This is a genomic window from Shewanella sp. 10N.286.48.B5, assembly GCF_002874355.2.
Lineage (GTDB): Bacteria > Pseudomonadota > Gammaproteobacteria > Enterobacterales > Shewanellaceae > Shewanella.
Genome location: NZ_MCVG02000001.1, coordinates 3,311,415 through 3,337,522, shown reverse-complemented (window position 1 = coordinate 3,337,522; position 26,108 = coordinate 3,311,415). Strand labels below are relative to the sequence as shown.

The window sequence follows — 26,108 nt, the reverse complement described above, 5'->3', positions numbered from 1 at the left end:
TAATACCTTCTTTAATCAATGTCTTGTTTAGTCAATGTCTTGTGTAATCCGTAAGTTGTTGCGTGGGACTTGCTAACACAGTTGGTTCAGCAAAACGTCTCACATCACTAAATTTACAATTCAAACACTAATGTAAATGGTAATGGTTTCTATTTACATTGTTGTTGCCGCTTTGTTAGTATCGCCTCCTAAATTAGTTGGTTCTAACAAAAGGATTGTTTTTAATATGAAATCTCGCTATCACACGTCGTTATCCCTAGGTGCAAAAGCCGTTGCTACCGCCTTGTTTTTTAGTGGCGCTCCTGCCTATGCTGCTGAAGTAGAAACTGAAGCTTGCGATAAAAGCGAAAATATTGAATGCCAGTCACAAGAAGCCATCGAGCGCATTGAAGTCCACGGGGTGAAAAGTTCGGTGTATTTTTACGATACATCAGGGGATAAACGTCGCGTTGCCGATCTAGTTGATACCCCACAAATGATCACGGTACTGACTCAAGATCAAATTCAAGAATCTGGCTTAACCGATTTAAAAGATATTTTGTCTACCCAAGCGGGTGTGACCTTGGGCACCGGTGAAAACGGTAATGCTTTTGGTGATCGCTATATTATTCGTGGCCATGAAGCCCGCAGTGATGTGTTTGTTGATGGTTTGCGCGATCCGGGCATGACCACCCGTGAAAGTTTTGCCACCGAACAAGTGGAAATAACCAAAGGCCCAAGTTCAACCTTTGCTGGACGCGGATCATCAGGCGGTGCCGTTAACAGTGTCACCAAAAAAGCCTCAACTGCTTATAACTTTGGCCGCGTTGATGCCGCAGTCGGTACCGATGATCACACTCGTTTTACTGTTGATTATAACGTGCCGCTAACTGAAGATGTCGCGCTGCGAATTAACGGCCTGATTGCCGATGAAGATAAGCCGGGCCGTGAAGGCATTAGCTCAGAAAGAAATGGTGCTCAATTGTCTTTAGTGTATGAAGCGACTGATGCTTTGTCATTTATCGCCGATGGTTACTACATGAAGGCCGATGATGTGGCTGATTTAGGTAGCTACTTTGACCAAGATACTCGCAAGCCAATCGAAGATATTCCAGTTTATGCTCAAGATTCTGACTTTCTCAGCTCTGATGTCAGCACGTTTACCTTGCGTACCGAATATGACATTTCAGACAGCTTAACTTTCTACAATGCTACTCGTATTGGTCGCACTGAAAATGGCTATATAACTACGGGTATGAGTGGCACTAATCGCGCAGCCAGCGATGTTGACGCGCCGGGGGCTGAAACCTTAACCATTAGCACCCATCAAGGACGCCAAGATGTTGAATACTGGAACACTCAGTTCAACTTATTCTGGAATACCGATATTTTAGGTATGGAGAATAAGTGGGTATTTGGACTCGAATATAGCGATGAATCAGTGGATAACGGCTTGTATGATATCGTCAATAATAACGCCACTAATTGTATCGTCGATGGCCGCCGAGGCGAGTCTGGTGCTTACTGTATTATTGATGGTAATGGCGATGAAGTTGATAATATCGACCAGCTGATGGGCCGTACTTATTCAAAAGGGGCATCTGATGCCATATATAACATCGAAACCATCTCGGCTTACTTCATGGATACCGTGGCAATCACCGAAGAGGTAGAACTCTTTTTCGGCTTCAGACAAGATAGCTTTGATTACACCAATGACACTTCAAGTAGCCGTAATGGTGATATTTTATATGACTATTCCGACAGCATGTATAACGGCCATGTTGGCTTAGTGTATAGCCTGACAGAAGCAGGCAATATATACGCCAGCTACAGTACCGCGACTAACATCAATGGCGGTGAGTCAGACCTTGGTGCAAGTTGTGGTTATGGTGGACTTTGTGGCACACCTGAGCAAGTACTGGCAGCGGATCCAGAATTGGTTGAGAATATTGAACTGGGTACTAAATGGATGCTGTTTGACGATAGCGTGATGTTTTCTGCCTCGGTATTCCAAATCACTAAAGATGATGTAATGGAAAGCGTCGGTGATAGCTATTCAACCTTAGGTAGCCTCAATACCGGTAAAAACCGTGTAGAAGGGATTGAAATTGGCATGGTGGGTAACATTACTGATGCCTTTAGTATTCAGCTTTCAGCGTCATTAATGGACTCAGAAGTACTTGAATCATTTAATGAAGATTATATCGGTAAAAAACTGAGTAACTTTGCTGATGAAAGTGCCTATTTACAGCTCCGTTATGAGATTAATGACATGTTTGTCATTGGTGGTGGTTACACTTATCAAGGCGAAATGTACGGCGGACAGCCTGACACAGCAGCAGGATATGATCCTGAAAATGACCGTTACAGCGTAGTGGTACCCGCTTACCAAGTGGTGAGTTTATTCGCTAATTACAATGCCACTGAGGACTTAACCTTCCGCGTTAATGTAGGTAATGTATTAGATGAAGAATACTGGACTGCAGCATATCGTTCAGGCTCATTCATGTATCTTGGTGATGCAAGAAACGCCAACTTAACTGCGACATTTGAATTTTAATTAAAGGGATCATCATGATTGTTATTGAGAAAATATTGACTGCTGAAGAAGTGAGCTTATTTAGACAGCAATTAGCTGATGCGCCATGGTTAGATGGCAAGCAAACCGCCATGGGCATGGCGGCGTCAGTCAAAAATAACCATCAAGCTGATGCCAATGATGATGTGGTGCGCCAACTGGCTAATAAGTTGTTGGCGCAATTTGGTCATAACCCTAAGGTCGTTTCGGCGGCCTTACCCCATAAAATTTTTCCGCCTTGCTTTAATCGCTATGGTATATCTGAAGAATATGGTTTTCACGTAGACGCTGCAGTGATGCGCATTCCGGGCACCAATGAGGTGCTAAGAAGTGATATGTCGATGACCACCTTTTTAAGTGAGCCAGATGAGTATGATGGCGGCGAGTTAATCATTGCTACCGAGTTTGGCGAGCAGCAAATAAAGCTGCCTGCAGGTTACGCAGTATTGTATCCATCTAGCAGTTTACACAAGGTAACGGCAGTGACCCGTGGTGAACGAGTAGCAGCTATTACCTGGATGCAAAGCATGGTGGCTGATGGCAGTTTAAGGCAAAACCTTTATCAGCTTGATCAAACCATTCAAAAGCTCATTAGCCAAGGTAATACCGATCGCAGTGAGTTAGATAAACTGCACAATGTTTACCATAACTTGATCCGTCAATTTACTCAGCTGTAAGCTTAAATCCGTGTTAAAAGCTAACTTGCTAAATGGCGCTGTTTATAATCAACAGGGCAAATGCCATAAAACTGTTTAAACAGTCGACTAAAATGGCTAGCACTGTGGTACCCCAGTGAATAACACACTTGGGTTATTTGCTGACCTTGCTCTATCAGCGTCGCCGCTTGAGTTAAGCGGCTTTGCTGCTGATAAACCATCGGCGTGCAGCCCAAATGCTGTTTAAATTGCTGAAAAAACTTACTGCGGCTCATACAGGCTTGTCGGCACAAGGCATTAATATCTAATGGCTCGCTGAGGTGCTGCTTAATATAGTGTAACGCGGCGTTGAGGCCATTAAATTGCGGGTCGTTATGACTGTGATGCAATAAAAAGTCACGGGTTTGATGACGCATTAAGCGCACTATTAATTCTGAAATCGCCAAATCAATCAGATAACTGCGGTCCTGTTCATTCTCGGTATAAATCGCCACAATTCTGTCTAATAGCGCTTGTGTTTGCTGATTATGGTGAGTATGCACTAAAGATGGTTGGTATTGCCAGTGGCCATATTGCTTATCGATAGGCGCGCTCAGATTGAGTTTATCGGCAATTTGTTGTACCCGTTCGGTTGAAATCTCAATGGCTAAACAGGTGGTGGGTTGATGGATTTTAGCCTCAGGAAAATCAATTTCTACGGCCTGATTGGGCGCCATAATAAAGGATTCATGGGGGTAAAAGGCCGCCTCATAATCATTTACCGAATGCATGACTTTTTTACCTGTCACCATGCCGCAAAATAACAGTTGGTCAGATTGAAGCGCCACCTTTGAGGCTTGCTCAAAGGTATCGTAAATACTCAGTTCAGATTCAGGTCCAGCAAAACTAATCTTGTTTTCTACTAGTACCTTTGGCTTGCTGCGCTGCAGTTGTAGGCGTCCACTGATCATATTATTCCCTCACAGAGTGATACCAAGTCATTTGGTATATTTGTTCCTGAACAACAATCCTTACTTATGCTGTGATAGCTTTTCCCTTAAAACTCGGAGCTAATTCGTTAACTTAAATCATTAACTTAGCTCAGCTTATGGGTAATGTCGCCATGAGCTAGACAGTAGTTTCACAATCATTTGTACTGTGAGTCAACAGCTGTGGATTCTCAGAATAGTCACTTTCCAATAATTGATTTAGCTTAATTAGTTATCCAAAAAATACAATTAGAGGAAAGTAGCATGATTTACGCAGCACCCGGCGAAGCAGGTTCAGAAATGAGCTATAAATCGGTATATCAAAACTACATAGGCGGTCAGTGGGTTGAGCCTGTTAATGGCAAGTATTTTGACAATATCAGCCCAGTAAATGGCCAAGTTTTTTGTAAAATTCCCCGTTCAGATGCACAAGATATTGAGTTAGCCCTTGATGCAGCCCATAAAGCTCAAGCATCTTGGGGTAAAACATCTGCCACGGAGCGTTCTAATATTTTATTAAAAATAGCCGATCGCATCGAAAATAACCTAACGGCTCTGGCAGTGGCCGAAACTTGGGATAACGGTAAAGCCGTGCGCGAAACCCTTAATGCCGATATTCCCTTAGCAGTTGATCACTTCCGTTACTTTGCTGGCTGTTTACGTGCCCAAGAGGGCAGCGCCGCAGAGATTGATGCCAATACCTTGTCGTACCATATTCATGAGCCGTTAGGGGTTGTTGGGCAAATTATTCCGTGGAACTTTCCTCTATTAATGGCGGCGTGGAAGCTTGGGCCTGCGCTCGCTGCGGGCAACAGCGTGATCCTTAAACCTGCGGAGCAAACACCAGCATCGATTCTATTTTTAATGGAGTTAATTGGCGATCTGCTGCCTGCTGGGGTGCTTAATATCGTTAATGGTATTGGTGAAGAGGCAGGTCAAGCGCTCGCAACCAGTAAGCGTATTGCCAAAATTGCCTTTACTGGCTCAACTCCTGTTGGATCGCATATTTTAAAATGCGCCGCTGAAAACATTATTCCCTCCACGGTCGAGCTAGGTGGTAAGTCACCCAATATCATCTTTAACGATGTGGTTAACTTTGAAGATGAATATTTAAGTAAGTGCGTAGAAGGCGCGGTACTGGCCTTTTTCAACCAAGGAGAAGTATGTACCTGTCCGTCACGGTTACTGATCCAAGAAGATATTTACCCGCAATTCATGGAAATGCTGATAGAGCGATCAAAAGCGATCAAGCGTGGTAATCCCTTAGATACCGACACCATGGTTGGCGCGCAGGCATCGAAAGAGCAGTTCGATAAAATATTAGGCTACATTGATATCGGCAAAAAAGAAGGCGCTGAAGTGTTATTAGGCGGCGAGATTGCATCTGTGGGTGATAATTTTGATAGTGGTTATTATATTCAGCCAACCTTGCTTAAAGGCACCAATGATATGCGCGTGTTCCAAGAAGAGATTTTTGGCCCAGTGATATCGCTCACCACCTTTAAGGATGAAGCCGAAGCACTCGCCATGGCCAATAACTCTGACTTTGGCTTGGGCGCAGGAGTGTGGACCCGAGACACTAACTTGGCTTATCGAATGGGGCGTAATATTCAAGCAGGCCGAGTGTGGACCAACTGCTATCACATGTATCCAGCCCATGCGGCATTTGGCGGTTATAAAAAATCAGGCGTGGGCCGTGAAACCCACAAGATGGCCTTAAATCATTACCAACAAACCAAAAACTTGCTGGTGAGTTACGACATTAACCCGTTAGGTTTTTTCTAAGCGATTAATCATGGGATAGTTGCAGCTTGATAGTTAAAGGCTATTTTTCAAGGTCATTTTAACAGGCTATTTTCAAGCTAAATATTAATAGGGCAAACAAGTTAGCTTGCTTGCCCTACTTATAATCTAAGACGACTCTCTTTTAGAGAGATGGGTCATGAGTAAATGAATTAACCCCATATACACAAATGCGCTCCAAGAGATGGCATCACTTATTTTATAGTCTAATTCGGCACAATAACCGACACTGCCATCATATTCTTCATTGGCTTCAGCCCAAAGACTGCTGCTGCCACTAAAAACCATCACCAGAATGCCTAAGCTAAATAGGTTGCTGGTTACTCCCCAAAGTGACCATGATACTAGCTCTATTAGTATGATTAGTCCCAGTGCAATAGTCGCCACCACCTTCTTGGTTAGCAGAGTTTTAGGCAAAAAATGGATGATAAACAGCATCAATAAGGTCATTAAGGCCGCATATTGAAAGAAGGTATAAATGGTGTCTGCGGCAACCGATTTCAGCATAAAGCTGAGCAGTATTCCCGCGCCTAAGACAATAACATTGAAGCCTGCAAAGATTTTTATCGGCAACTTTTGGTCTAATAACAGCGCCCCAGCAATGCTGAAGAACAAATACATGGCTAAAATGGGCCAAAAACCGAGTATATTGAACCACTCAATGGGAATATAACTAATTGCTAAATAATTACAGACTCCCCCCCAAATGATGGCCAGAAAAATCAGCAAATTAAATTGTAATTTACTGATTTTATAATCAGTTAAAAAAACCGCTGAAAGCTGCTGTTTTATCTTGTCTTGATGTGAATCAACCATGTTGCACCATTGTTATATTCCCCTTATTAATCAACAGCTAATTTTAATAATGGTAGCTTTTTTTATAAACTGCTTACAATGGTGTTTAGGTCAAAAACTAGCCTGATAAGCTCTAAATTTGTGGTTTTTGCTTATCAATCTCAGGTTTAAGTTTTATTTAAGTGTTAAGCCTGATGATAGTGATGTGATAACAGTAACAACTTGCCAACTGAGCCACTGCTATTTGTTGATGACGATAGAATTTAGTTAACTTTTATCGCCGCATGAACAGACAAAGTTATTAGCAAAAATAAAATAATTAAAACAAAATTTAAAGGAGACGACACGTGAAGAGAGTCGGGATCGTGCTGTTGTGCATGTTTATGCCAATAGCGACAGCGTTTGCAGAGCAAACCAAAACCCTTTCAGTGGATGTATTGTGGCAACTAAGCCGTTTAGGTAATCCTACTATTTCCCCCAATGGCGATTACATCATTGCACCTGTCACTAACTACGATGTGCCTGAAGATAAAGGCTCAACTCAATTATGGTTATTTGATAAAGAGGGCAACAGCCAGCGCCCAATTACCGCTCAAGGTTTACGTGTGAGTGAGCCAACCTTCTCACCAGACAGCAATACTTTAGCTTTTATCAGCAAGCGTGATAAAGACGAAGCGGGTCAAGTGTACTTATTACCAATGAACTCACCAGGTGAAGCCCAGCGCTTAACTGAGGTGCCAAGTGGCGCTTATGGAATTAAGTGGGTGGGTGAGCATATTTACTTTATCAGTTCAGTATTTCCAGGTAAAAACTGGGATCAAGTAGCCGAGCAATTAAAAGCTGATAAAGACGATAAAGTATCAGCCCACCAATGGAATGCACTACCCTATTCAAGCTTTGATCATTGGCTGGATGAAGACCGTGAAGCCCATGTGTTTCGTATCCCTGCTAAAGGTGGCGATATTGAGCCAATTACTCAGCCTTTAAACAAGCAGCTACCACGTTCGTCGCAAAGTGCAGCTAGCTATGACATCGATCCAGCTGAGGGTTTTATTGCCTTTAATAGCAACGGTTGGGACAACCAAGTTGACGCTAAAATCGATATCTTTTTAGCAAAAATCGGTAGCGCTAAGGTTGAAAACCTAACCCCGAACAACCAAGCGCCAGATGCAAACCCAACATTTAGCCCAGACGGCAAAACCTTGGCTTTTACCCGCCAAACGATTCATGGTTTTTATGCCGATACTGCCAAGCTAATTTTGCTCGATGTTAACAAGCGCAGCGAAAAAGTGATTGCCAAAGACTGGGATCGCAGCGTCGCGCGTTTTGTGTGGACTGCTGACAGCAAAGGCTTTTATGCTGCGATTGATGATGCTGCGACCCGACGTATTTACCACATCCATGCTAAAAATGGCAAAGTAAAAGCCATCACTAAAGCGACTAACTTTGGTATGCCTGCGCTGGCGAATGACGGCACCTTAGTGGCCGCCAATGACAGCTTTACTTATCCAGCGCGCTTGGTAAAAATCAATCCACGTAATGGTAATAGTACCCGTTTAGACAGCTTTAATGATGAAATTTTAGCGGATATCGATGTGGGCACTTATGAGTCGGTGACCTATAAAGGTTATAACGATCAAGACATTCAAATGTGGGTTCATTATCCTCCGGGTTTTGATCGCAGCAAAAAATACCCATTAATGATGCTGATCCACGGTGGTCCACACAATGCCATTTCTGATGGTTTCCACTATCGCTGGAATGCGCAAACCTTTGCGTCATGGGGTTATGTGACGGCGTGGCCAAACTTTCATGGTTCAAACAGCTTTGGTCAAGACTTTGCTGACAGCATCAACCCAGACTGGAAAAACAAGTCACTGGAAGATGTGTTTAAAGCGACAGAGTGGTTTAAGCAAAAAGACTGGATCGATAACGATCGTTTAGTGGCGGGTGGTGCAAGCTATGGCGGCTACTTAACCTCGATTATATTAGGTCAAAAAGAACAGCCATTTAATGCGTTATTTATCCACGCTGCGGTCTATAACATGTACTCGCAAATGGCGGCAGATTTCTCGGTTCACAGTACCCGTTTTGGTAACTACTGGGACAAGCCAGAAATCTACAAGGCAATTTCGCCCCATTATGGCGCAGAAAACTTTAATACCCCAACCTTAGTGGTTCATGGTCAGCTTGATTACCGTGTGCCAGTCGGCCAAGGGTTTGAATTATTCCGCACTCTGCAAACCCGTGGTGTCGAGTCGAAGATGATTTACTTCCCTGATGAAAACCACTGGATCATGAAGCCGAATAATTCAATTTATTGGTATAACCAAGTTGAGCAGTGGATGAACCGCTTTGCTGAACCTGGAGCTAAATAGTAGGGGCGAAATACAAATATTTAAGCCTTACTAACTGATTAAATATCACTTATAAAAAAGGCTGTTGCAGAACTTTCTGCAACAGCCTTTTTATTATCAGCAACGTAAGCGTTGTTAATTATGGTTACTTTTTAAAAATCTCTGCTCAGAAAGCTTAAACTTTAAATCTAAAACCTAAAAAGTGAAGCTGGTTTGCAGTGCTGCGCCCATATTATTTTCATCACTGTAATTGGCTGAAATATCGATATTAAATACTCCAGCAATGGATAAGCCTAAACCGGCAGTCACGCTGTTATCGATATTATCTGTTAAATCTGTTTGGTAGCCGGCGCGCAATTTAGCCCAGCTAGCAGGGGTAAACTCAAGCCCAATAGCCGCGAGTTGGCGATTGTCATTACTGCTATCAAACTGGTTCAGGGTGCCGTCAATATTGCTATAACCTTCAGATTCATTTAACTGCACATCAATGGCTGCGGTGATAAAACGGTTTTGATAATTTGCACTGATAGTATAAGTCGGGCTTATTTCATATTGACCTTGCACGCCATTAATTAGCTCAGTGTCATAGCTATTCTCGATTAAGTTTTTCCCCACAAAACCAAAGCCAAATCCGGCGTTATGTTGATAAGCAATACCGACATCAAGGTTCATATTGCCTTGATCGTTTTGGTAGCGATCATCATCCCAGTCATCAAACTCAAAGTTATCAATGTCGGTAATATAATTTATGGTGTTTACCTGCTGATATTTAGGTGACACCCCATAGTAGATCTCGCCTGTGGCAAACTGATGCGACTTAGCTAAGCTGACACCAATTTCGGTAACAACTACACCCATGGTTAACGCTTGAGAGTTCAGATCTTGGTTGATGATATTGCTTGGATCAAGATCGCTATCAGCAATATCAGCAAACACCAGTGCATCGGCATAGGCTTGGGCAAACAGGTTGACCGATACAAATTTATTGGGGATCGCAATGGCTAACTGAGTGCCCACTTGTACTTGGGCGTAATTGCCTTGGATCAACTGCAGTTGATCGATCACCACTTGGGCATCAGCTTCAGTTGGCATGCTGATGTTTTTAAAATCATCATAAACGTCTGAAAAATCTTCAACATTCTCGATAGTGTCAGTGGGATCGTTAGCGTGTACCCCAAAAGCAGGGAACAATACCGCCACGCCATCTGACTCTTTAAAACGCGCCGTTAATGCAGGGTTATGAAACGGCGCCGTTAAATAATCGGCGCTGCTAACGCCAACGCCGCCCATGGCATGTGAGCGCGCATCAAAACTGTGATTGTTAGCTTGAACTGAGGTAGCAAAGGCCGCGGCCATGCATAAAGGAAGGTAGCGTAGTGTTCTTGTGGTTATTATAGGCATATTAATCCAGCAACATATTGTTATTAATAGTTTTATTGAAGTTGTTCGAAGCGGGATTATAGCATTGCTTAGGTTTGTTGTTACCAAGTGTTTGTGCTTATGTGAACTGAGCTGCATTGTTTTTATATTTTTTAGCCTATTAGCAAGTGACGGTTTTAAAGCATCACTTTAAAGCATCACTTTAAAGCATCACTTTAAAGCATCACTTTAAAGCATCACTTTAAAGCATCACTTTAAAGCATCACTTTAAAGCATCACTTTAAAGCATCACTTTAAATCATTAGCTCAGTTACTTCATTTCCACGAGGTTGCAGGCACAGATATTAGTACTGGGTAAAAAATACAGTAACACGGTATTTAGTTGCGCATTTCGATTAGTAATTTGGATCGTAAGGTTATGGACGCCTTTTTTACTGATATTTCTTTTAGCAAAGGCCTCTAAGTGGCTGGCATGTTGTGGTAATGGCAGCTCAGTATTATGCCTAATTAATTCATTGTGGGTTAAGTTTAAAATGTAGGTGTCTTTCTCTTTATAAGCGCTAAGTACATCGCCTGTTAAATACAGGGTTGCAATAGGATTGCCATCGGTCGTGAAGTAACGGTAGCTGATACTGGCTGAACGTTTTTGTAAGGTAAAATCAGCGATCAGCGAGTGATGTTCAATGGTGTCACTATTAGGGTTTTTCGCCACTAATTCATTGCGACAAGATAGCACCATATCCACTTCGGTGGCTTTGATATGCTGGTAAACAATGACGATGCTGACAATGGCCATTAAGGCCGCCAGTATTCTGAATATGATGCGATTAGTCACAGAGTGATACCTCAGCTAGCCATTTATCGGAGATAAAATTCGGGGTTAAACTAAAATCACTGCTTTTAATATTGCGCATTAAGTTATCGCCATTTGGCTTTTGCCGAGCTAAAGAGATATTTAACACCTGCATGTCGTTAGAAAATGCCAGATACACTTGTTGCCACACTAAGGTGTTGCATTGGTTGAGAGCAGCAATGATTTTTTCTTCAGTGGGCTTATCTTGTTGCATTGATATGCTGGGTGACTCAAGCCACGTCAGTTTTATTTGTTGCTGATTATCTAATTGCACAATGCGGCTATTTTTGACTGGCGTTTGTGCAGGTTTAAACAGTATGTATTGATGCATTGCTGCAATAATGGCGGTTAACACTACAAGCACCAATGCAGTGGTATAGATAAAGTGTTTTTTATGCTTTGCAGATTGCTGAATCCAACTGGCTGCTGGTGGGGTGATATTGAGCCGATAACCTTTACGCGGAATGGTTTCAATTAATTCAGCATAATTTTCGCCAAAGTACTTACGCAAAGTAAATACTGCTTTTGCCACTGCCGATTCACTCATAACAGGGCTTTGGGAGCCAGCACAGGCTAATTGGCCTTTGGTCATGATGCGATTGGGGTGAAGACTTAATTGCTCTAAAACCTGACTTTCGGTGCGGGTAAGGTGCAGCTGAACTTGAGATTCAGTATTGAGTATTTGGCTATTGGCAATATCAAATTCAAAGATTTCAATGCGCATTTAAATCACACTCAGATAAACATTCTATTGTTAAGTTTACTGCAATTAAATAATTACAAACATTCTACAAATCACAGTTTTACCATACAGCACTAACTTTGCAGCTGGCTTTTGCTAAAAGCCACTCATTACTTCTTTGTTATGACCAATAGCCATTGCAGTCGCGGCTGCTCGTATCAAGCTCCCGCGCTTCGGATATTGCTAGTTCTGCTACGGACAATTAACTTAACGTGATCTGGGTCACATTAGATTTTAAGTAATCTCAAAAGTAAAACTCTGTAATTAGTATTACGTGCTAAATGTGGGTGCTTTTTTGATATTTAACGCTGTTAAGTTGAGTTTTTTCGCTATTTAATCCATCTTCAATTCGATTTTTCTAATGGAGTGATTAACTGAAATATTACTTTGAACTAGCTCCCGTTGCCATTTTTCCTGTCTGTCATGCTTATCTCAAGCCAGAAACGTAAGTGCTGAAGATGTACTTTTTAGCGTTCTGCCAGTTATCAACACTCAGCTTAAAAGTTGGGAATAAATATAAAAATGCGAGGCAAGTGATTATGAAAACTCTAAATAGAAGACAAGCGATCAACCGTATTATTGGTATTTCTACTGCGGCAGCGGGCGGGGCACTTATCGCTAATCCTGTTATAGCGGCAGTGACCAACGTTAGCGGAGATTGGAAATTAGAAGTGGGTACCCGCTTAGCTTATAGCAAACTTGATCCCATGGTTGTGGCAAAACGTGCTTATGAAACCGGTAATGGCTGTATGTTCCAAGTATTTGATAGCATTATTCAAAGCTTGGCAGAATCAGATTCTGTTGATGCTGATAAGTTCGCCCAAGTACCAACCGCCATGGCGCATTATGGCTATGCAGGCATGCTAGGAGAAGGCACTGTTTGTGGCAATATTAACGCCACAGGTATGTTGGTTAATTTATTATCCATTAATGGTGAGCCTGCCAATGCAATGTTAAGTCAAACCATGCGTTTTTATGAATCAGAAACACTACCGTTTCAAACGGCTGAATTTATTGAAGGCATAGGCGCTGACATGACAGAGACCTTAGCTCAAGTCGGTAAACCTACAGCGGCAAATAGCACCCTTTGTCACAGCTCTATTAGTCTTTGGGCCAGTGAAAATGGTAAGTCATTTAGTGAAAAAGGCATGCGCTGTAAACAGCTTTCAGCCTCTGTGGTCTATGAATTAGTTGCAATGCTTAACAAGGCTTTTGATGGTGAGACCGTAAATGATCACCCAGTTTCAGATGCGACTCAAGATTGCCAAGGTTGTCATACATCGTCATCAACATTTGCCCCTAGTGTGCAAACGAATATGTCATGTAATACCTGTCACGGCGGCCACTAATTGCTGGGAGTAATAACATGAAACATCTTAAATTATGTAGTGTCATTGGCTTGAGTTCGATGTTGTTGTTTGGCTGTGGAGGCTCTGATGATGAAACTATCGATCCGCCAATTGAGCCACCTGTAGAGCCTCCGGTATTGACGGTCAATATTGATCAAACTGAGACCTTAACTGCTAGCTTACAATCTGTTGATGCAGAAAATGGCGCAGTGACAGTAAAACTGACAGGTGATGATGATTTGTCGGTCACTGACGCAAGTGCATTTAACCTGATTATTATGGGTTACCCTTCAAAGACGCAGTCGTCAACCAAGTACAATCTGGATTGGCATCAGGCGAGTCATGCAAATTGCATTGAGGCTGAAACCTGCTCACTTGATATCAATGAAGCTGAATCAGGGCTGTATTATTTAACCTTAGACAGTGTGAATTGGAAAACTGCGGTTGAGACTTACCGGGTAGCCTTAGAAGTTAAAGGTGACAAAGCTCATTATGAATTAGTGTTTATGGATTAAGGTACTTACCAATGTACTTTTAAGCTAGCTGTAAAAATGACAAAGCCTTTTCATTATGAAAAGGCTTTTTTACTGCTCAAATGATCGATTAACTCAGAAAGCGATCAATAGTTTTTTGCACATCATTGGGCATGATGGGCTTCGTCAGGTAATCATCAGCACCAATTTTTAAGGCTAACTCTTGATCAGATGCTTCAATGAGTGAGCTGACTACTACGATCGGAGTATTGGCGATTTCAGGCTGATCTTTAATAAACTTGATTACTTGATAGCCATTGATATTAGGCATAGTGATATCGACGAAAATTAAATTAGGGCGAATGCTTGCAAACATTTCGATAGCAGCATCGCCAGAATTTGCTGTCATAACCCGATATTCATCGCCCAAAATTGCCAGTAACAGGCCTGTGCAAACAGGATCGTCATCAATAACTACAACCGTACGTTTTTCCATTAATGCCTCATTAACAACTAGATACTCTTGGTGTTGTATTGTCATTATAGCTTAAAGCGACAGCGGAAAATGAAATATCAAGCCAGAAACAATATTGAGGGGAATTTTGTTTCTGGCATTGTCGTTATCAAACCAAGGTTTGATATTGCGGTAGTTAGTTTGCTTAGAAGGTGGCAATAGAGGCCAGGTGTGCTTCAAGTTCTGCTTCTGTGGTGGGGGTAATCTCAAGTTCAATTGAGAGCGGATCGCTACCATTAAGCATAAATGCCGCTTGTTTGTTGTGATCGTAATGAAACCATTTTCCATTGATACACACGTCGGTATAGCAGTTCGGTAGTAATTCCATGAGTACACCTATTATTTTATGTGATGGAGCTTGTAGGGTTATATTTGTGACACTAAAGCACAGTTTGAATGTGCTTTAGTGATCTTAGTCACCTTTATAAGACAATAGTTAAGCTAGGAGCACCTTGATCTGCATCAATTGAGATAGCGTTTTGTTGGATGGGAAAAGACTTTTCGTAACACAAAACACTAAAAGAGGCTTACTTTAAGCCTTATTTAGATATTAATGCTGCTTTTCGCCTATTCTTTAGGGTTAACCTTTGTTGATGGTGTTCACCAATGGTTATTCGGCTGCGGTTATTCACTAGCAGTTATTCGGCTGCGCAAATAAGCTGCTATGCTTTAATTTTTGTAGATTGGCACTCGCCGATGGATTAAATGCTTTGAACAGGAGAATATCCAATGAATATTGCTGTAACAGCAGCTAGTGGTCAACTTGGCGCTGCAATAGTAAATGCCCTGCTTGCTTTAGGCCCCAATTACAATGTAATCGCCCTTGCTAGAACCGTCGACAATGCCAAACACCTTGGGGTTGAAGTTCGCCCAGGTGATTACGATAATCTCGCTGAGCTTGAGACTTCGCTTAATGGTGTCGATACCTTATTACTGGTATCAGGTATGGCAGCCCCTGAAGCGCGTATTCCTCAGCATCGTAATGTTATTCAAGCAGCCAAGCAGGCAGGGGTTAAAAAAATTGTCTATACCAGCGTTCAAGGCGCTGAGGAAGACACTGCATTTTCTCCGGTTATTCAGAGTAATCGACAAACCGAGCTAGACGTCCAGAGCTCAGGACTTGAGTGGGTTATAGGCCGAAACGGTATCTATATTGAGCCAGATATTGAGTATATTGATAGCTACAAGGCGGCCGGCTTTATTTCCAATTGCGCTGGCGATGGCAAGTGCGGTTACACCACTCGAAAAGAGCTGGCATTTGCCTATGCCTGCATGTTGACTGAAGATAAACATAACGGCCATGTTTATAACCTCCATGGTGAGTCAATAACTCAATATCAATTGGCTGAATACTTGAATAAGAGTTTTGAGCTTAGCCTTAAATATATTCCTGTTTCAGTGGCGCAATACCGCGACGATCGCACCGCTGAACTGGGTGAATTTATGGGTACGGTGATTGCAGGTATTTACCAAGGCATACTTAATGGTAAATCAGATAACCCCAGCGACTTTACCCAAGCTGCAGGTCGTAAGCATCAAAGTTGGGATGATTACTTCTCAAGTCTTAACGCTTAAGTGTTAAAGCCCAAGCCTTAAAGCTTAATGTCGCCGTTAATGCGCGGCAATTAAAAGTTTAACGTCATAAAAAGCAGGCTGAAACTAACAAGGTCCTAGCTCAAACTAACTGGTTGCGTCTTGCTGAAGCGTAACCAGTTAATCCAAACCCTGTGTAAACCTTATAACAGCTCTCTACTGGTTAACATTGCTACAATTAAATGGTTGACAAAATCAACCAGCGCAATTATAGTTGACCTTATCAACTAGTTTTAACTTGTTTCATTAAGCCGGAGAGAGATTATGATCCCTAAAATTAACCGAGAAAATCGCTACCGCATTACCGTTGAAGAGCAGATCTCAGGCCAAGATACTGGCAAAACCTTAAGCTTTGAGTTTCAAGATAGGGAAGACCTATTCAACGCTGTTGAAAATATAAAAAAGGGCAGTGGCTTAGAAGCGCCGCTTGCCACCAGAGTCGCCGTAGCCTTACGACTGTTAGGGCCTGTGATGATGCAAAACCGTAAGCATCCACTATTTTTGGATTTTATGCCTCACTTTAAAACCTTTATGAACAATCTAAAAAGCACAGTAAAACAAACCATCACAGCTAAATAATCCCTAGGTTAATTTGATGCTTATCAAGATGATGTGTGCTGAGATAATCAGCTTTCAAAAAAGGCGCAGTCATTCACTGACTGCGCCTTTTTATTATTTAAGCCTGTTTTTAAACATTAAAAAAGGGCTTAAGGTATTTCAGTAAACCTCGTTACTTAACTGCTGAGTCCAGTGCATTGTAAGAGGCATGTTTACCTAGCTGCTTAGCAAAGTACTTGTTGGTTTCGGCTAAGATAATGTGTCTTAAACCAATAATCCCGATCAAGTTCGGAATAATCATTAAGCCATTAACGGTATCGGCCAGCATCCAAATAAGGTCTAGTTGAATAAACGCGCCGCCGGCAATCAAAGTTAAAAAGATAAACTGATATAGTTTAATACCTTGTTCACCTAAGCGTTTGCTGGTTAGGTAGTACCAACAACGCTCGCCGTAATAATGCCAACCTAGAATGGTGGTAAAGGCAAAACACACTAGAGCAATGGTCACCACATACTGGCCGACAATCACTGAGCCGCCAGAGGCAAAGGCTGCACTGGTCATTGCTGCGCCAGCAGTATCGCCATTCCACACACCGGTGATAATCAGCACTAAGCCTGTCATGGTACAAATCAAAATAGTGTCAAAAAAGGTGCCGGTCATGCTGACTAAGCCTTGCTCGACCGGTTCTTTAGTTTTAGCGGCAGCGGCCGCAATGGGCGCACTCCCTAAACCCGATTCATTAGAGAATACCCCGCGGGCGATACCAATTTGAATGGCTTGCGCCACCGTTGCGCCTAAGAAACCGCCTGCTGCAGCAATAGGGGCGAAGGCTGAGTGTAATACTAATTCAATGGCCGGAATGATTTGCTCAGAAAAGCTAAATAAAATCCACAAACAGGCCAATACATAACCTAGCGCCATAGTAGGTACTAACTTTTGCGCCACATTGGCAATGCGTTTAACGCCGCCGATCGTCACCGCAGCGACAAGGGTGGTGAGTACGAGGGCGGTAACCCAAGTCGGCACATCAAAGGCAATGGTCATGGCATCGCTAATGGCATTCACTTGGGCGAAAGTACCGATACCGAAAAAGGCTACGCCGACACCAAAAATAGCAAAAATATTGGCTAGCCACTTTAAGCCGAGACCACGCTCAATGTAGTACATTGGCCCGCCAGCAATATTACCTCTGGCATCGGTGGTGCGATACTTTACTGCCAGCATACATTCAGCATATTTGGTTGCCATTCCAAAGAAGGCTGCTAGCCACATCCAGAAAAGGGCGCCCGGCCCACCGATTTTAATCGCGGTGGCGACGCCGACAATATTACCAGTACCGATAGTGGCAGATAGCGCTGTACATAAGGCCGCGAAGGAAGATAAGTCGCCTTTGCCGCTAGCAGGTTTAAATAATAAGCTTAAGGCCAGTGGCAGCTTAAGGACTTGGAGTAATTTTAGGCGAATGGTGAGATATAGCCCGGTGCCGATCAGTAAGCATAGGGTTATAGGGCCCCAAACAATGGCATTGATATCGGCTAAAAGCGCGTGAAAATTCATGGTATTCCTCGAATATTAAACAACAAAATTAATATGGAGGAGGAAAAGAAATGGCTGGATTTGTGGTACTGAGGAATACAGCTCATGCAGGTGTTCATCATGATTGATGACATTAGGCACAGCAGAAAACGACAGTGACCATAAATGAATACAGTCATCCTCTCCTCTGTCCTTTTGCCTGAGCGTTTCGCGGCAGTTGAATTAATTCAACTGCCACTTTCGCCTTCGGCGCTGTAATGACATTAAGCTGCGAACCACTAATGCTTACAGTCTCTCCAGAGGCTCGTCCAGTAACAGTCCTCACCACTAAGTGGCACCTGAAAGAGTGGTTTATTAAATGATATCAATACCATCCAACAAACTTGCCTCGTCGGTGTGGGGTTGCTCCCCACTCTCCTGCTACCTTCATCCGAACGGATCTTTTTGCTAAGCGATTAAAAAGTTTAACAAAAAGGACTGACAGCATGCGTGATGTTACCCATGTGCTCAAGAGATCTGTATCACAGTTTTATCAACAGGCTGTTTAACTGGTTTATATTTGAACGAGTGCTAATTTCGAGTGTTCTTTGTTAGCGCTCTTTGTTAGGGTTCGTATTTACAGCTTGGCAATACTAGCTACTGACTGCCATATTCAAATCAGTTGCTAACCTTTTTAGCGTTTCAACCTGGTGGGTAAGCTTCTCGCCTTGGTTGGCAACAGACTCTGATACTTGATGAGTTTTAACAACACTGCTAGCAACTTCGGCGCTGGCAGTATTAAGTTCTTGAACTGCCTGAACTTGATGCACCATGGTATCGGCAAGTTGATTGATATCACTGAGGGTCTCTGCGACCTTAGCGATAATACTGGTGAGCTCATTACTGGATTGCTCAATGACACTTTGGCCGTGCAGCACTTCTTTTTGGCTACGATCTAACAGGCTACGAATTTCGACTGCAGAGGTATTACTCTTAGCTGACAGCTCGCGCACTTGTTCAGCCACTACTGCAAAACCGCGCCCATGCTCACCAGCGCGAGCCGCTTCAATGGCAGCATTGAGTGCCAATAAGTTGGTTTGGTCTGCCACCGAGGTAATTAAATCTGCCACTGACATAATTTCTTTATTACTGACTAAAATTTTGCTGATAGCTTCTGTAGTAGCCGCCAGTGATGAGGCACTTAGCTGAGCCTGATCATTGATAAGTTGGCTGCGATTACGTAAATCGACCACAAATGATTCTGACTGCTCAACATCTTGAGTCATCCGGCTAAGCTGTTGGTTCATTTCTTCTGCGGCGCTGGCCTGAGATTGGCAGTTTTGATTTAAATCATCCACTTGATGATGCAAGTCTTCAGATTGTGTTTCAAGTACCTCAGCCATGCTAGACAGTTGCACCGCATTGTCACCCGCGCGATGTAAAATCGACGATAATTGCTGGGCGCTTTGCTCTGCATCATTTGCGACTTTTTCTGTTTGATGCTGAGATTTTTCAGCATGCTCAATGGCTTTATTACGTTGCTTGGCGGTAAAGGCTTGGGCGATAACAATTATAATCAGTGGCATTAATAAACCAGACCAAGCCTCTGTCATGTATGCCGTATCAGACAGTTCCATAACCGGAATGCTCACCCCTTGTAACTCTAACATTAGCATCCAAGATGACGCTGCGATCACCAGCGCACTCCAAATCGTCGCCATTAAAATACCTGCAGTTAAAAAGAAGGCGATCAGTAATACCGTTAACCATAGGCTCTGACTTGAATTGAGCACACCACCGTCCTGATAAATAAGGTTCAGTGCATGTAGAGCCATACCAAGGAAACCGACATTAAGCGCGAGGGTCGGCATTTTTGCCAAGCGCAAAATTAAGCCTGCACTTATCTCGGCAATAATTAAAAATATAGAGGTGTAGATCAATAAACTATGATCAAATTGCAGCCATTTAAACAGACTGTAAAGGCCGGTAAATAGTGATAAAAGTGAGAAAAATAGAATGACTTCCACATACCTGAGTTGAGTGTCATTCCAGGTATTATTGGTCGGGAAAAAAGCAGCACGCCACATTGCCAAAGGAGTCATAAAGTTGCCTCTTATAATACAAAGTAGAAAAGGCCTAGGGGATAAAAAACCGAATACTTACCTTAGCCTAAACTAAATAATTCACATCTAAATTATTGTTTTTTTATTGATTTATTAAAATTTGTTCTAGATTTACCATGGCTAAGGTGACAGCGGCAAACAGTTATCGCCTTAGACCATGGTTATCGTCACTTTTATTGTTTTAGATCAACCTTTTAGCATCGATTTTTTTAGGCCTTTATCGGTTGGCTTTTTGCCTAACCAGACACTGAGCACCGCTTTACGGAAGTCTTCACCTGGAGTGACAGCCAATTGCTGGCCATTTTTGTAACTAATCACACCTTCACCGGGCACGCTCATTAAGGTGAATTGATCGCCTGACTTAATGGGATCAGAAAAAGAGTTGATCAAGGATTCAATACTGGCGGCAATCGGCTCCGTTTTGCCGTTTGTTGCCCGATCAAAGCCTTCATTTAAGGCATCGATCATTTTTTCTGAGGTGATCATATCTGAGGTAATATTAAGCCGAATCGCAGTTGGGGAGTCGCTATCAATCACCTGTTGTGCTTGGGTACTGGTGCTGGTGGTAAACAAAGAACCGACATATAAGTCGATAAAAAATTTACTCCGAACTCCGGCGCCGTTTAACACCATAGTGCTGTTATTTAAAGTCACGTTTTCAGGCACACTGACACCTGAAATATCAACGGCAGCTGAGGCGCTGGCACACACGAACATTAAGCTCGTTGCGGTAATAATGCGTTTAATCATGTCATCCTCCATTAAGGATTAAAAAGCGCTGCCAATACTGAAACAGTTTGGTATTTAGCAGCGAAAGAGCATTAGTGGCTATTAGTTAAAAATACACTGGCTAGAATGCGTGGTTATATTCAATCCAATAGCTATCATCAGTGCTATCACTATTGTCTGTTTTATAGTTCACTCGCACGTTTTGGCGTTTGTTCATTTGATATGCCAAAGATAATTCACCGCTAAAGCTTGCCATTTGTAAGCCGCCATCCATGATGTCATCGCTCCATGACTTGCCTTGCATTTCTTCGGTATAAGAAGCGCTTAATAGCATCCACCAGTTATCATTAAAGGCATAACGGGCATAAACCATACCGGTTAAAATGAGTGATGGAACATCAATGCCACTGCTGGTTACCGGGATGTCTGTAGCTGTAATATCTTGCATGTTATCGCCAACGACCACAGCACCGGCATATAAAATTGGCCAAATATAGAAGTTATCAGTAACCGGAATCGTCATCACAGGACCCGCTTGCACCACTGCCATGCTGCCATAAAAAGGATGGTCAGCTAGGATGGCGTCAATAGACCAGCCGGTGCCGTTTGTGGTGTTGATAGTGCCATAACGTAAACGGTACGAACGCTTGCTGGTTTCATCATTAAATGTTGGTACAAGGCCGTAATCAGGATGCTCTATCATCCCAGTAAATTTAGGGCTTTTATCACCTTCGTTAAAGATATTTTTAGCTTCGAAAATAACCCCACTCTTTTGACCTGAATCAGCGGTTTTTTCCGACAGCATTAATTGGCCTTTAATGTTCATGCCTTCACTGCCGTATGATGCGCCAATAGAGGTGTAAACATCAGTTGGATTAGACATATCAATATCTGCTTCTGTGTCAGCAGCATAAGTTAAACCAGAAGTCATTGAAGCGAGTATTGCCATACTTAGAATGCGTGTTTTCATGGTAACTCCATTATTTTGTAATTAGTTTTTAATTAGTTTTTATCATTAGCGTTATAAATTTCTGAGGACTAATCCTCGTGGTACTGGCGATAGGTTGCGCCAGTACCCATTACTTCTTCACGTTTTATTGGGCTTGGTATGAACCTGCCATTAAACGGGTGTTGGTATATTTTTTACTAAAGAATACATAAGCATAAGCAGCATTAATGATGAAACTAGCTGCACCTGCTGCCAGCATGAGTTCATCATTGCGTGGTAGTGGAACCACGTTACTTTCGTACATGAATGGGCAGCTGAAGTAGTACATGAACGAGCCTGCTAAAGTGAATGCTCGAGCCTGTAACCAAGTGCCTTTTTTAATGAATAGCGCTGGTAATGTTGCTGCGATTAGCACCATCATTTGCGCCGTCGCAGAGCCTGGGAAATTGAGGTAAACGAACACAATATTCCAAACGTCGTAGGCGATAATCCAAAATGTGGTCATTGCTGGCCAAATCATGTCTTGCTGCTTACTTTTGTCTGAGAAAATTTTCGCCCAACCTGCAAGGGTGATAATAGATAGCACACCACCAGTTGCATTGAGGATATTGGCAAGATTACCCATACTGAAGTCTTGCATTACCGCTTCTGAAATATTAATCGCGAGGAATGCAGCAGCGCCGAATTTTGCCCATTTCATATCACCGACTTTGGTAAAGCGGATTAAGGTAAATAAGGCTGCAGCACCAACAACTGAGTACAGTTTTACCCATTTGAACCAGTAGGTGATCTCATAGCTTGACCACAGTGGAATAAGCGCTATGGGTAAGATGAACCAAAAAACGTAGTTACTCCATTTGTAGCGTCGGCACATTTCGTTTAATGCAATTAAGCCAAATAGCACCAGTAATACATGCCCATAAGCGCGGTATTCATACCATTTGTGAATGTTGAAGCCATCGTCTGCTAAGGTGAAGCGGATTTCTTCACTGTCAACGTAAGTTAATGTTGCCCCATCAAAGTCATTAATCTCATCACCCGCTTGGCTGCTAATCACCACACCTGTGGCAGTTTGCTGCCAACGCTGGGTTTCGACTTTATTAAAGCCGCCAGATTGTTTAGTGACACTGACAAGATTGTTTTCAGCAAATTCCATTCGATAAAACAAGCTACCTTCGCCGGGTTTGCCGTCTCTGGTGCCTTGCCATATTTGCCCTGGTAGCGGCTGAGTTTCTACTTGATGATTAATGGCGTCATCAGCGTTAGCTACGCTGGTGATGCTTACCATCATTAACGCAAAAACCGCGCTAAATAGTGTTATTAGTTTATGTTTCATAACAACGTCTCGTGTTGTATTAACCGAATACCGATGTGGTATTCGGTTGGAGGTGATTAGGCTGTTGCTAATTTCTTATCTTGAGCCGTTTGATCATCTTCTAATTCGCTGACTAATGGTGGTGGAGACTTTTCACCAAATGGTGGTTCACCATTTTTCTTCTGCATGGTGAAGTACCAAATTGCGAAAGGAACGTGTAAAGCAAGGTTGATGACGCCCCAGTAATACAGCACGTTATCGTTGGCCCAGCTGCTTGAATCCATTAGTGGTACAAACACGTCGCTGTTAGCGCGGATCAGTAGGTGGAATGCCAAGGTGTAAACACGCGCGATTACGTAAAGCTCTGGTCGACCTTTGATTAATGGGTATAGCTCTGCCGCCATCAAGATACAGAATGAACTTGCGAAGAACGCAGGGCTCTCACCGAATACAAAGGCTAGGTTCCAGGTGGTATAGAGGAAGTTCCATGCCGCTGTGGAATAAAACAGTAAGTCGTTTGGTTTGTCTTTACCGATAACCCAATAGACACGTTTACCATTTTTGTAGCGTGGGAAAGGAATAGTGACACAAAGAATGACACCACAGATTGCGTTAAAGTAGTTTGCTGTAGCAAAGTCTTTTAATGTGGCTTCTGCAATGTTTAACACTAAAACTGCATATAGAAATTTTAACACCCAGTCGCCGCGGAAAAAAGCCAGCACCTTGTGTGGGTTTTGATGATATAGCCACGCGATACGGGCACCACCAACAACAATTGCAGTGGGGATTAATACACTGACCGTCTTAACCCAACGGAACCATCCGTCAAGTTGATCTGCCCATAGTGGGGCTGTCACTAATGAAAGTAGCCAAAAAGCGGCGGTTAATCTTGGTGTTCGGCGCATACCTTCAACCAAAACGAGTAATAAAACAATATAACCTGTCATTGATACGAAATATTGCCAGACTGGGATGTCCATAATGCCTCCGAGAGCATGTTATTTAGCAATCTATAGCTCCTAACTGATGGAGCTATGTTCAAAAAAATTCACGTTTTTGTTTAGTTCTTATTCGAATAGATCTTCAACACCCAAAGTTAGAGCAATAACTCTACTTTAGAGTCTTTACTCTAACTTAGGGTTTTAATTAGACCTTGATCTAAATCAAGTAATGATTCTGTTTTGGTTGTTATCTAAAGGTGTTTAGCTTGTTAGTGTGATCGAGTTAACAGGTTGTTTAATCGCTAAATAAGTGACTATTAATTCATGGTTTCGTTAAATTTATATATTAGGTTGCCATAATTTATTCAATATTTTCAGTAAATTAGAAGTTATATAAATTACTTATGTGTGTGGGAGCCACTTTGGGAAGGGAATCGCTTTCAAGTGCTACGGGGCGGGATATATATTGGCTATTGTTGTAAACATTTCAGTAACAATTTTACTTTTAAGTGTGGGTGAAAAAGGGATTGTGACTGTGGCTGTAGTCATTGTAGTGAACAATTTTTGGACATTGAACGTAATTTATTTAACAACTCAGTGCTGAGAGCAGTCATTAAGTCTTAAATTGCCGCAGTTAGTCGCTGCAGTTAATGAAGCTTGATTTTAAGCATCAGTTATTACATCCGAGGAACCACTATGCCTAGTATAAATAAAGCCGTTAATAACCCAAGAGATACGAGTCAACATGGGCTGAATACCTTCGAGCAGTCTGTGTATAACGACAGTCAGCCAACGATCATCGGTGTGGCAGATTCGACTCACTATCTGGTGGGCGTAGTGGATGCGGATAATAACTTTTCAGGACTGACAGCAGGCAGCGCTTGCACAGTAGTTAATTCACTCGCAGAGGCTAAGACGCTGCTGCGAAGCCATTATTATTCCAGGGCTAATGTGGTATATCAAACAGCTTATGATGAAATGTGTGGTTTGGCTGCAAATGGTCATTATCATGAAAGCATAAAGCTATAACAATTATCCTTTGGTTACCAATGCTTTGAACTGTGCGGCTTGGCCTGCGAATGGCCACTATTAATCAGTACGAAAGCATAAAGTTATAACAATTATCCTTTGGTTACCAATGCTTTGAACTGTGCGGCTTGGCCTGCGAATGGCCACTATTAATCAGTACGAAAGCATAAAGCTATAACAATTATCCTTTGGTTACCAATGCTTTGAACTGTGCGGCTTGGCCTGCGAATGGCCACTATTAATCAGTACGAAAGCATAAAGCTATAACAATTATCCTTTGGTTACCAATGCTTTGAACTGTGCGGTTTGGCCTGCGAATGGCCACTATTAATCAGTACGAAAGCATAAAGCTATAACAATTATCCTTTTGTTACCAATGCTTTGAACTGTGCGGCTTGGCCTGCGAATGGCCACTATTAATCAGTACGAAAGCATAAAGCTATAACAATTATCCTTTGGTTACCAATGCTTTGAACTGTGCGGCTTGGCCTGCGACTGGCCACTATTAACCAGTACGAAAGCATAACGCTGTAACAGGGTATCCGAATTGACATAAGTACTATAAGACTAGTGGCTTGGCAGCTAACGGCCACTATTAACCAGCACGAAAGCATAACGCTATAACAGGGTATCTGTGTGGCTTGGCAGCGACTGGCCACTATTAACCAGTACGAAAGCATAACGCTATAACAGTTATCCTTTGGTTACCAATGCTTTGAACTGTGAGGCTTGGCCTGCGAATGGCCACAATTAACCAGTACGAAAGCATGAAGCTATAACTGTAAAACAGAGTATCCGAATTGACGTTAAGTACTATGAGACCTGTGACTTGGCAGCGAGTATTGTTAGTTGTACTCGCTGCAACATCCTTAACCCAAGCTAGATAAGATTAAGGTGTGAGTTTG

Annotated in this window: 22 protein-coding genes and 1 riboswitch; of the genes, 9 read left to right on the top strand and 13 right to left on the bottom strand. The window is 42.5% G+C overall.

The window, feature by feature from the left end; all coding sequences use genetic code 11:
• Window positions 1-226 precede the first annotated feature (226 nt).
• Together BCU57_RS14250 and BCU57_RS14245 are read left to right on the top strand one after the other, a co-directional pair.
• Window positions 227-2,542: a TonB-dependent receptor gene (locus BCU57_RS14250; protein WP_102440713.1), complete on the top strand. Its 2,316-nt coding sequence runs from the start codon at window positions 227-229 to the stop codon at window positions 2,540-2,542.
• Window positions 2,543-2,556: 14 nt separating this feature from the next.
• Window positions 2,557-3,237 (top strand): Fe2+-dependent dioxygenase, encoded by a 681-nt coding sequence (locus BCU57_RS14245; RefSeq protein ID WP_102440712.1) that lies wholly within the window; start codon window positions 2,557-2,559, stop codon window positions 3,235-3,237.
• Between the two features lie 20 nt (window positions 3,238-3,257).
• Here BCU57_RS14245 and BCU57_RS14240 read toward each other — a convergent pair whose 3' ends face one another.
• A complete protein-coding gene (locus BCU57_RS14240; RefSeq protein WP_102440711.1) occupies window positions 3,258-4,166 on the bottom strand; it encodes a helix-turn-helix domain-containing protein in 909 nt (302 codons plus the stop codon).
• A gap of 282 nt (window positions 4,167-4,448) precedes the next feature.
• On the opposite strand from BCU57_RS14240, the gene BCU57_RS14235 reads away from it, so the two are divergent.
• On the top strand, window positions 4,449-5,969 hold the full coding sequence (locus BCU57_RS14235; RefSeq protein WP_102440710.1) for an aldehyde dehydrogenase family protein: 1,521 nt from the start codon (window positions 4,449-4,451) through the stop codon (window positions 5,967-5,969).
• A gap of 126 nt (window positions 5,970-6,095) precedes the next feature.
• Here BCU57_RS14235 and BCU57_RS14230 read toward each other — a convergent pair whose 3' ends face one another.
• Window positions 6,096-6,803 (bottom strand): hypothetical protein, encoded by a 708-nt coding sequence (locus BCU57_RS14230; protein ID WP_102440709.1) that lies wholly within the window; start codon window positions 6,801-6,803, stop codon window positions 6,096-6,098.
• 326 nt (window positions 6,804-7,129) lie between these two features.
• On the opposite strand from BCU57_RS14230, the gene BCU57_RS14225 reads away from it, so the two are divergent.
• Window positions 7,130-9,160 carry an alpha/beta hydrolase family protein gene (locus BCU57_RS14225; RefSeq protein ID WP_102440708.1) on the top strand — a complete coding sequence of 677 codons (2,031 nt, stop codon included), beginning with the start codon at window positions 7,130-7,132 and terminating at the stop codon, window positions 9,158-9,160.
• A 174-nt stretch (window positions 9,161-9,334) separates the two neighbouring features.
• On the opposite strand, the gene traF is transcribed toward BCU57_RS14225, so the two are convergent.
• From traF to BCU57_RS14210, 3 genes are all read right to left on the bottom strand, one after another.
• Window positions 9,335-10,540, bottom strand: coding sequence for a conjugal transfer protein TraF (traF, locus tag BCU57_RS14220; RefSeq protein WP_157936473.1), 1,206 nt, complete (start codon window positions 10,538-10,540; stop codon window positions 9,335-9,337).
• A gap of 289 nt (window positions 10,541-10,829) precedes the next feature.
• Window positions 10,830-11,354 (bottom strand): hypothetical protein, encoded by a 525-nt coding sequence (locus BCU57_RS14215; protein ID WP_133149402.1) that lies wholly within the window; start codon window positions 11,352-11,354, stop codon window positions 10,830-10,832.
• Complete coding sequence (locus BCU57_RS14210; protein ID WP_102440705.1) at window positions 11,347-12,096, bottom strand: winged helix-turn-helix domain-containing protein; 750 nt, start codon at window positions 12,094-12,096, stop codon at window positions 11,347-11,349. The genes BCU57_RS14215 and BCU57_RS14210 overlap by 8 nt, the downstream gene beginning before the upstream one ends.
• A 557-nt stretch (window positions 12,097-12,653) precedes the next feature.
• On the opposite strand from BCU57_RS14210, the gene BCU57_RS14205 reads away from it, so the two are divergent.
• Together BCU57_RS14205 and BCU57_RS14200 are read left to right on the top strand one after the other, a co-directional pair.
• The gene (locus BCU57_RS14205) at window positions 12,654-13,463 is read left to right on the top strand and encodes a cytochrome C (protein ID WP_102440718.1); all 810 of its coding nucleotides are present in this window, start codon (window positions 12,654-12,656) and stop codon (window positions 13,461-13,463) included.
• Window positions 13,464-13,480: 17 nt separating this feature from the next.
• A complete protein-coding gene (locus BCU57_RS14200; RefSeq protein WP_102440704.1) occupies window positions 13,481-13,978 on the top strand; it encodes a hypothetical protein in 498 nt (165 codons plus the stop codon).
• A gap of 88 nt (window positions 13,979-14,066) precedes the next feature.
• On the opposite strand, the gene BCU57_RS14195 is transcribed toward BCU57_RS14200, so the two are convergent.
• Window positions 14,067-14,432, bottom strand: coding sequence for a response regulator (locus BCU57_RS14195; protein ID WP_102440703.1), 366 nt, complete (start codon window positions 14,430-14,432; stop codon window positions 14,067-14,069).
• Between the two features lie 163 nt (window positions 14,433-14,595).
• Window positions 14,596-14,778 (bottom strand): hypothetical protein, encoded by a 183-nt coding sequence (locus BCU57_RS14190; protein ID WP_076538754.1) that lies wholly within the window; start codon window positions 14,776-14,778, stop codon window positions 14,596-14,598.
• A gap of 401 nt (window positions 14,779-15,179) precedes the next feature.
• Here BCU57_RS14190 and BCU57_RS14185 point away from each other — a divergent pair, with 401 nt between their 5' ends.
• Both BCU57_RS14185 and BCU57_RS14180 read left to right on the top strand, forming a co-directional pair.
• Entirely contained in the window at window positions 15,180-16,025 is an 846-nt protein-coding gene (locus BCU57_RS14185) for an SDR family oxidoreductase (RefSeq protein ID WP_102440702.1), read from the top strand.
• A gap of 282 nt (window positions 16,026-16,307) precedes the next feature.
• Window positions 16,308-16,622: a DUF3861 domain-containing protein gene (locus tag BCU57_RS14180; protein ID WP_102440701.1), complete on the top strand. Its 315-nt coding sequence runs from the start codon at window positions 16,308-16,310 to the stop codon at window positions 16,620-16,622.
• Window positions 16,623-16,773: 151 nt separating this feature from the next.
• Here the strand turns inward: BCU57_RS14180 and BCU57_RS14175 are convergent, their stop codons facing one another.
• The 6 genes from BCU57_RS14175 to BCU57_RS14150 form a co-directional block, all read right to left on the bottom strand.
• The gene (locus tag BCU57_RS14175) at window positions 16,774-18,159 is read right to left on the bottom strand and encodes an alanine/glycine:cation symporter family protein (protein WP_102440700.1); all 1,386 of its coding nucleotides are present in this window, start codon (window positions 18,157-18,159) and stop codon (window positions 16,774-16,776) included.
• 156 nt (window positions 18,160-18,315) lie between these two features.
• Window positions 18,316-18,448, bottom strand: a riboswitch (glycine riboswitch).
• A gap of 322 nt (window positions 18,449-18,770) precedes the next feature.
• A complete protein-coding gene (locus BCU57_RS14170; RefSeq protein ID WP_102440699.1) occupies window positions 18,771-20,219 on the bottom strand; it encodes a methyl-accepting chemotaxis protein in 1,449 nt (482 codons plus the stop codon).
• 207 nt (window positions 20,220-20,426) lie between these two features.
• Window positions 20,427-20,990, bottom strand: a complete 564-nt coding sequence (locus BCU57_RS14165; protein WP_102440698.1) for a chalcone isomerase family protein — start codon at window positions 20,988-20,990, stop codon at window positions 20,427-20,429.
• 100 nt (window positions 20,991-21,090) lie between these two features.
• Complete coding sequence (locus BCU57_RS14160) at window positions 21,091-21,939, bottom strand: hypothetical protein (protein ID WP_102440697.1); 849 nt, start codon at window positions 21,937-21,939, stop codon at window positions 21,091-21,093.
• A 124-nt stretch (window positions 21,940-22,063) separates the two neighbouring features.
• Entirely contained in the window at window positions 22,064-23,254 is a 1,191-nt protein-coding gene (locus BCU57_RS14155; RefSeq protein WP_241900991.1) for a DUF5692 family protein, read from the bottom strand.
• A 56-nt stretch (window positions 23,255-23,310) separates the two neighbouring features.
• Window positions 23,311-24,213 (bottom strand): hypothetical protein, encoded by a 903-nt coding sequence (locus tag BCU57_RS14150; RefSeq protein ID WP_102440696.1) that lies wholly within the window; start codon window positions 24,211-24,213, stop codon window positions 23,311-23,313.
• Between the two features lie 657 nt (window positions 24,214-24,870).
• On the opposite strand from BCU57_RS14150, the gene BCU57_RS14145 reads away from it, so the two are divergent.
• On the top strand, window positions 24,871-25,203 hold the full coding sequence (locus tag BCU57_RS14145; protein WP_102440695.1) for a DUF6482 family protein: 333 nt from the start codon (window positions 24,871-24,873) through the stop codon (window positions 25,201-25,203).
• Window positions 25,204-26,108: the final 905 nt, after the last annotated feature.

Coding starts and splice junctions, on each gene's coding strand:
- BCU57_RS14145 (WP_102440695.1), top strand. CDS start 24,871: ATGCCTAGTATAAATAAAGCCGTTAATAACCCAAGAGATACGAGTCAA.
- BCU57_RS14250 (WP_102440713.1), top strand. CDS start 227: ATGAAATCTCGCTATCACACGTCGTTATCCCTAGGTGCAAAAGCCGTT.
- BCU57_RS14185 (WP_102440702.1), top strand. CDS start 15,180: ATGAATATTGCTGTAACAGCAGCTAGTGGTCAACTTGGCGCTGCAATA.
- BCU57_RS14165 (WP_102440698.1), bottom strand. CDS start 20,990: ATGATTAAACGCATTATTACCGCAACGAGCTTAATGTTCGTGTGTGCC.
- BCU57_RS14230 (WP_102440709.1), bottom strand. CDS start 6,803: ATGGTTGATTCACATCAAGACAAGATAAAACAGCAGCTTTCAGCGGTT.
- BCU57_RS14160 (WP_102440697.1), bottom strand. CDS start 21,939: ATGAAAACACGCATTCTAAGTATGGCAATACTCGCTTCAATGACTTCT.
- BCU57_RS14155 (WP_241900991.1), bottom strand. CDS start 23,254: ATGAAACATAAACTAATAACACTATTTAGCGCGGTTTTTGCGTTAATG.
- BCU57_RS14195 (WP_102440703.1), bottom strand. CDS start 14,432: ATGGAAAAACGTACGGTTGTAGTTATTGATGACGATCCTGTTTGCACA.
- BCU57_RS14245 (WP_102440712.1), top strand. CDS start 2,557: ATGATTGTTATTGAGAAAATATTGACTGCTGAAGAAGTGAGCTTATTT.
- BCU57_RS14150 (WP_102440696.1), bottom strand. CDS start 24,213: ATGGACATCCCAGTCTGGCAATATTTCGTATCAATGACAGGTTATATT.
- BCU57_RS14235 (WP_102440710.1), top strand. CDS start 4,449: ATGATTTACGCAGCACCCGGCGAAGCAGGTTCAGAAATGAGCTATAAA.
- BCU57_RS14190 (WP_076538754.1), bottom strand. CDS start 14,778: ATGGAATTACTACCGAACTGCTATACCGACGTGTGTATCAATGGAAAA.
- BCU57_RS14180 (WP_102440701.1), top strand. CDS start 16,308: ATGATCCCTAAAATTAACCGAGAAAATCGCTACCGCATTACCGTTGAA.
- BCU57_RS14170 (WP_102440699.1), bottom strand. CDS start 20,219: ATGACTCCTTTGGCAATGTGGCGTGCTGCTTTTTTCCCGACCAATAAT.
- BCU57_RS14210 (WP_102440705.1), bottom strand. CDS start 12,096: ATGCGCATTGAAATCTTTGAATTTGATATTGCCAATAGCCAAATACTC.
- BCU57_RS14205 (WP_102440718.1), top strand. CDS start 12,654: ATGAAAACTCTAAATAGAAGACAAGCGATCAACCGTATTATTGGTATT.
- BCU57_RS14240 (WP_102440711.1), bottom strand. CDS start 4,166: ATGATCAGTGGACGCCTACAACTGCAGCGCAGCAAGCCAAAGGTACTA.
- BCU57_RS14200 (WP_102440704.1), top strand. CDS start 13,481: ATGAAACATCTTAAATTATGTAGTGTCATTGGCTTGAGTTCGATGTTG.
- traF (WP_157936473.1), bottom strand. CDS start 10,540: ATGCCTATAATAACCACAAGAACACTACGCTACCTTCCTTTATGCATG.
- BCU57_RS14175 (WP_102440700.1), bottom strand. CDS start 18,159: ATGAATTTTCACGCGCTTTTAGCCGATATCAATGCCATTGTTTGGGGC.